Here is a 5,988-nt window from a genome sequence, read left to right on the forward strand (position 1 = left end):
TGTCATCTCCGTAATCAGCGACCGAAGCGCACATCTCAATCAGCAGCCAGGGCGCCCCGGAGAGCTGGGCGGCCACTCCCACCGAGCCACGTCCGACAAGGCGTTGTCAGCCACACCCGGCCCTCCCCGGGCCGCCCAACAACTTACGGAGATGTTGTGCTCCTCTTTCCAAGCTGGCAGTTTGGTCTGGCCGCGTTCACGGCGGTGCGGGATGAGCAGGCCGGTACCCCGGTAGCCGCCGTCCGCGATGACCGTGGCCCGACCGACGGCGGCCTTCGCACCGGAAAGTTCCCACGCCTTGCAATCATTGCGGTTGCCTGTGACCGGCCGGCCGACGGCGACGACGAGTCGGGTGTCGGCGTCGATGACGACCTGGTGGTTGGTCGAGTACCGGTAGTTCTTCGACTGCTCGGTGACGGTGTGGTCACGGGTGGGAACCAGCGTGCCGTCCACGATCAGCACGGTGTCCTTACGGAACCGCTTGCGCGGCTGGAGCGCGAGCGTTGGCCCGAGGTGGTCAATGATGCGGTCGGCGGCCGACTTCGGGATCCCGAACAGCGGGGCGAGCTGCCGCAGCGTCAGGTTCGTCCGCCAGTACGCGGCGACCAGCAAAACCCGGTCCTCCAACGGCAAGCTCCACGGTCGTCCTCTTCGGACCGCATCCGCGCCTTCGCGGCGCAGCGCGGTGATCAGCTTGCCGAACTGACGCGGGCTCAGCCCGGTGAACGGGGCTATCCATGACGGCTCGAACGCCGTGATCACACCAGCCACAGCGAGATCGTCTCAAAGATCGACGGCATGGCACGATGACCGCCATGGCAGGTCAGGTCTGGGTGTCACTCATATCGTTGGGCGGCGTCGTCCTCGGCGGCTTGTTGTCCTACCTTGTCCAGCACAGGACTCAGCTCTCGGCGGAACGTGCTGAACAGCAACGGCAGCAGAACGCCTTGTCGGAGGCCCGGCGCGCGGAACGGCTCGCGTTGCTGGAGCGGTTCATTGAGGTGGGAGCCGAGGCCGAACATGCGATCCGCCCCACGTATGCCCCTCGCTCGCCCGACGGAGGTTAAAACTCAAGCTGAGCTGGTGGGCGACACTCTCGCCTCCACCATCGACCTCACCTTCAACAAAAAGCTCATCGGCGGCCTGTGGCTGTCCGACCTTGAACGCACCGCATGGCGGGTGCTGCTTGCCTCCTATGCCCCGGCCAAATCCGCAGAGCAGGCCAGGAGCGACTTTCGTGAAGCGTGGAAGAACGTCTGATCACGCCTCCCATGGGCGCTCCGAAGGCTGTGCCCACGGCCGCTGGCCACGGCAGCGGGTGTGAATGGTGCCCGATCTCGGGTGCCCAGTAGCCGGTGACCAAACAACCATGAAGCCGCACGAGGTGGACCGCGTCATGACGAGCGGTCCACCCCCCAGCTACGCCTCATGCTCAGGCACGCGTCTGAACCCAGACGACGCCGCAGGTCACGAACGCCCCGCCGACTGCCGTTGCGGCGCCCCGCACGACATAGAGGCCGGCCTCGTTGCGGATACGTCGGAGGCGAGGTCGCCAACGCCCCCGAGGGGGTTCCTGCGGTGAGCTGTTGCCTTTACCCTCGGGCTTGGACATGAGCTTCTCCTTCGCTTGCTTGGGATGGTTCAGGTCTTCTGCAGACGGCTCCCTGCCCACCAGGGGGCCGTCGCCGCTTTCTGGTGACGGCCGCGCCGCTGTCCACTCCTTGAGACGGATCCCGAATCCCGGAGTGAACGACAACAACGAAAGCACCTTGAAACGGCCTCTGACCAGCGAAAACAGTGGATTGCTAAAACAAGTTTCTACGAGCTGTAGGTGGTCTTGGACTAGCTCATACGAGCTCAGGTGAGGTCAAGAGCAGTCAGAATGAGGCCACATGAGGTTGAACGAGCTTTCATGGGGTGTGATGCCAAGCGAAAGTGAGCTTTCTTGTGTCTAACTGAGCTTGCACGTGGCAGAGTTGCCGGGATGCCACGAATGCTGCGGATGCCCGGCAAGGATGTGCTGCGGCCCGGGCCCAAGCGGGACCTCGTTGCCGAGCTCTACGTCCACTACCGGGAAGCCGGGCGGCCCCCGCTCCCGCAGATCGCGGAGATCACCGGCACCATGCCGAACCCTCACAAGGTGAGCCGAGAAACCATACGGCGCCTCCTCACCGGGCAGACCACCAGCCAATGGGCAGTAGTCGACGCCCTTTTGCGCGCTCTGTGCCAGCTGCAAGACCGGGACCCCGACGGCCGTCGCTGGCCGGAGCCGGACGACCAGTACGAAGAGGACGATCCGGCGACCTGCCGTGAGTACTTGCGCCAGCTGTGGAACGACGACATCGACGGCCTCGAACCAGGCGAGGCACCGGCAACTCCGCCCGCCGCACCGGCACAAGCCGCCTCAGGCTGGGGCAGTCACGTCCCCGCGGCGCCTTCTGCTCGTTCAGCCTCCGGAGGATGGGGCGGCACCCCCTCATCACCCCCGGCCGACGACCCATGGGCTACCGGGCCCCCTCCTCAGCCCTCCACACAGTCACGGGGCTACTCCGATGAGCCGCCCTTCTGATTACGCGCTAGGTGCCGGGATGAGCTTGCTGCCTCAAAAGAGCGCACCCACCCCGAGAACCTACACAGGGGCCGTAATGACCACGGCGAGTGCAGACAGCCCGACCGTGAAGATCGCCCAGACACGAGTGCACCCCCGACCGAGCGTTCATACGGTCTGCCCTTCGTGCGGCCGGCGACGGATCGGGATGTCACTCACGATCTCCGCACCGCATACGTGAGCCCTACAGGGACGCCGCCGACCTGCGCACCCCAAGCACCCCCGGCCCCGCGAACGACTGGGACCATCCGACGACGGCGACAAAAAGGGGGAGGAGGGTCCCGGTCTGACCGGTGCTCCCGCGTAATTGGCCCATTTCCTCTCCGCGCTGCAGCACCGGTTTGCCAGGATGTTCCGCGTGGCCCCTGCAGATCGGGGCTGCTGCTCGTACGCCGCCCCCTGTGTCGAGGTAAGCCTGGATGACTCTGGTCGACGTTCCCCGGCCCGGCCGCACGAAGAAGCGGCTGCTTTTCCCGCACCAGGTGGAGGCCGTTGAGCGTGCGGTGAAGCATCTGCGGCGCCCAGGGGCGCGGGGGCTGCTGGTCTCGGCGACGGGCACGGGCAAGACGGTGGTGTCGGTGCGTGTCGCGGAGGGACTGGGGGCGCGACTGGTGCTGTTCGTGGTGCCCACCTTGGAGTTGGCGGCGCAGACCGCACTGGCGTGGCGCAGGGATGGCTACCTGGCCCACATGGTGATCGTTTCTTCGATGGATGCCTCCGGGCGCGATGACCTGGTGGCGGCGCAGGTCGGCTCGACCGTCAGTCCGCACGCCCTGGCAGCGGCGATGTCGGTGGTTGGCCCCGGCAAGGACCAGATCCCCGCTTTGACAGTGATCTGCACCTACGACTCCCTCGACAAGATCGAAAAGACCCGCCACACCCGCCACGACGTTCCGGCGTTCGATCTGGCAGTGATGGACGAGGCGCACCGGATCGCCGGCCGAGCGGACAAAAAATGGGCGCTCATCAACGACGCCTCGAAGATCCGCGCCGACCGCCGCCTCTACATGACCGCGACCCCGCGAATCTTCGCCGCACCAGAACTGGCGGAGTCCGCCGCCGACACCACCCGCCCCCGCCGACGACGCCGCACCGAGCCGGATCTGGACGCCTTCGCCAACTCGATGGATAACGAGGCCGTCTACGGAAAGAAGATCTTCGAATATCCGCTCGCACAGGCGGTCGTGGACGGCCGGGCCGCGGATTACCGCATCGTGGTGCCCACCATCACCGACGCCGATCTGCGGGCCCGCCTGAACCTCGCCGCCCCGGGCACCACCGCCGACAGCGAGGGGGACAGGGAAACCGAGAGCGCACTGCGCACCACCGCACTGCACCTGGCCCTCCTCAAGGCCATGGCCGAGCACGGCCTGCGCAGAGTGCTGGTGTACTTCAATCTGGTCAGCGACGCCCGCTGCTTCGCCCGCGAACTGCCTCACACCCTGCGCCTGCTGCGCAAGACAGCGCCCGAGCTGTGCCCCGACATCCATCCTCAGCTGTTCTTCGCCCACGGCGAGCACACCCCAGCCGAGCGCGCGGAGAGGTTCGAGGGCTTCGCCGCTGCCCCTAGCGCGATCATGACCAACTCACGGCTGATCGCCGAGGGTGTCGACATTCCCAGCGTGGATGCGGTCGTCTTCGCCGATCCCACCCGCAGCGTCATCCGCTGTGTCCAGGCCCTGGGCCGTGCCCTGCGCATCGACGTCAGCGGCAAGACCGCCAGCCTCATCGTCCCCGTCTACGTCCCGCCCGGCGCCGACCCCGCCAACATCCTGGGCACCGCCTACGAGCCGGTGTGGGCGATCGCCACCGCGCTGGCCAGCCACGACCACCGCATCCTGCAGCGCCTCCCCGACAAAGCCAACCGCCTCCCACGCGAAACCAGCAAGATAATCGAACGCAGGTGGCACTTCGACTTCACCGTCCACCCCGAACGCATCGCCCGCGCGATGGACCTCATTTCCTTCGACCCCCGCGACACCACCTCCCGCCCCCGCCGCGAAGGCCTCGCCTCAGCCCAGGCCTTCCACTACGAATACGGCCACCTCGACGTCCCCACCGACTACACCGACCCCTACGGCTACGCCCTGGGCCGCTTCATCACCGGCATGCGCGACGCCCACCGCGTCGGCCGCCTGGAGACGGACTGGATCACCGAGCTCGACGCCCTCGGCATGATCTGGGACAAGCACGACGCCGCCTGGCGCGCCAACCTCACCACCATCGCCGACTACCACGCAGCACACGGCCACCTCGCTATCCCCGCCACCGCCCCCGGCGGAGCCTTCCTCGCCGAACAACGCTCCCTCGCCACCCGCGGCGCACTCGATCCCAGTCGTGCTGCTGACCTCAACGCCATCGACGAGGACTGGCAGCTGCCGTACGGCCCGGACTGGCACCGCAAGTACCACCTGCTCCGCAACCACCTCGCCGCAGGCCACGACCCGGGTGCGCTGCACCTCGACACCCTCATCGGCAGCGTCAAAGCCGGCCGCTGGCTCCACCGCCAGCTCACCCGCTGGAACACCCTCGAGCCCGGCCAGCAGACCCTCCTGACCGACATCGGCCTGACCCCGGAGACCAACCCCCTCCAGCCGGCCCGCCGCATGCGCCGCACTTTCCAGCAGATGACACAGCTCCTCGAGCTCTTCATCAGTCGCGAAGGCCGTGCCCCCAGCGCACGCGAACACATCGTCGTCGACAGCGAGCGCGTCCTGATCGGCCCCTGGTTCGCCAAGGCCCGCACCAAGAAGCGCAACGGCGAACTCGCCTCGGAACACGATGCGTTGGTGGCCTCACTCTTCGACGGGGACTGGACCGACGACACCACCCGCCCCATCTCGCTCGTGTAGACCCGGACAGTGGGAACCGATCACGGCGACAACGTGTTCCGGCGGATGAGCGAGCTCGAGCCGCGTGCGCGCGGCGGGACCTTATCTACGAAGCTGGAAAGTAGATCTCTACGAAGATGCCTAGTGGATCCGGGAGTCAGGTGCCGGCACTGCCAGGGCCCCACTCGCGTGATAAACCATTCACCTCCCCCCAGTTCGACTCCGCGGAAGGGGAGGGGGCCCAGATTCGGATTCACCAAAACTTTTTTCAACTAAGGAAGCACACAGCCCCGATCCTTGCCCTCCGCTGGACTGGCTACGCACACCCTCGTCCTCCCTAGCCGGCCAAGCCCGCGAAGCGGGCTCATAACTCGAAGGCGAAGCCGGAGAGTTACCAGGGCAGGGGAGCGAAGCGGACCTGCCGAGGTGCCGAAGGCACCAGCCCCGCGAAGCGGGGCTCTCGGCGCAACGCGCCGAGATGACACTTCGTCACTCGCCCCGCGAAGCGGGGCGTTTCGTTTGGAAGGCGCGCAGCGCCTTCCACCCCGC

The 5,988-nt window shown here is 66.8% G+C and carries 3 protein-coding genes and 2 pseudogenes; 4 read left to right on the forward strand and 1 reads right to left on the reverse strand.

Features of this window, described 5'->3' with window-relative positions; translation table 11 throughout:
• Nucleotides 1-147: 147 nt before the first annotated feature.
• Nucleotides 148-771, reverse strand: a pseudogene (locus tag ACTWQC_RS35535) (transposase family protein); the annotation flags it as partial.
• Between the two features lie 35 nt (nucleotides 772-806).
• Between ACTWQC_RS35535 and ACTWQC_RS35540 the strand changes: the two are divergent.
• The 4 genes and pseudogenes from ACTWQC_RS35540 to ACTWQC_RS35555 all read left to right on the forward strand — a co-directional run.
• Nucleotides 807-1,025 (forward strand): annotated as a pseudogene (locus ACTWQC_RS35540) (hypothetical protein); the annotation flags it as partial.
• 58 nt (nucleotides 1,026-1,083) lie between these two features.
• Nucleotides 1,084-1,260 (forward strand): hypothetical protein, encoded by a 177-nt coding sequence (locus ACTWQC_RS35545; RefSeq protein WP_443320002.1) that lies wholly within the window; start codon nucleotides 1,084-1,086, stop codon nucleotides 1,258-1,260.
• Between the two features lie 724 nt (nucleotides 1,261-1,984).
• Nucleotides 1,985-2,569 (forward strand): hypothetical protein, encoded by a 585-nt coding sequence (locus ACTWQC_RS35550; protein ID WP_443320003.1) that lies wholly within the window; start codon nucleotides 1,985-1,987, stop codon nucleotides 2,567-2,569.
• A 458-nt stretch (nucleotides 2,570-3,027) separates the two neighbouring features.
• Nucleotides 3,028-5,460, forward strand: a complete 2,433-nt coding sequence (locus ACTWQC_RS35555) for a Helicase associated domain protein (protein ID WP_443320004.1) — start codon at nucleotides 3,028-3,030, stop codon at nucleotides 5,458-5,460.
• The last annotated feature ends 528 nt before the right edge of the window (nucleotides 5,461-5,988 follow it).

Source organism: Streptomyces sp. 8N616 (assembly GCF_052246385.1).
Classification (GTDB): domain Bacteria; phylum Actinomycetota; class Actinomycetes; order Streptomycetales; family Streptomycetaceae; genus Streptomyces.

Excerpts from the sequence above, each read along its gene's own strand:
- ACTWQC_RS35550 (WP_443320003.1), top strand. The coding sequence starts at position 1,985 with ATGCCACGAATGCTGCGGATGCCCGGCAAGGATGTGCTGCGGCCCGGG.
- ACTWQC_RS35555 (WP_443320004.1), top strand. The coding sequence starts at position 3,028 with ATGACTCTGGTCGACGTTCCCCGGCCCGGCCGCACGAAGAAGCGGCTG.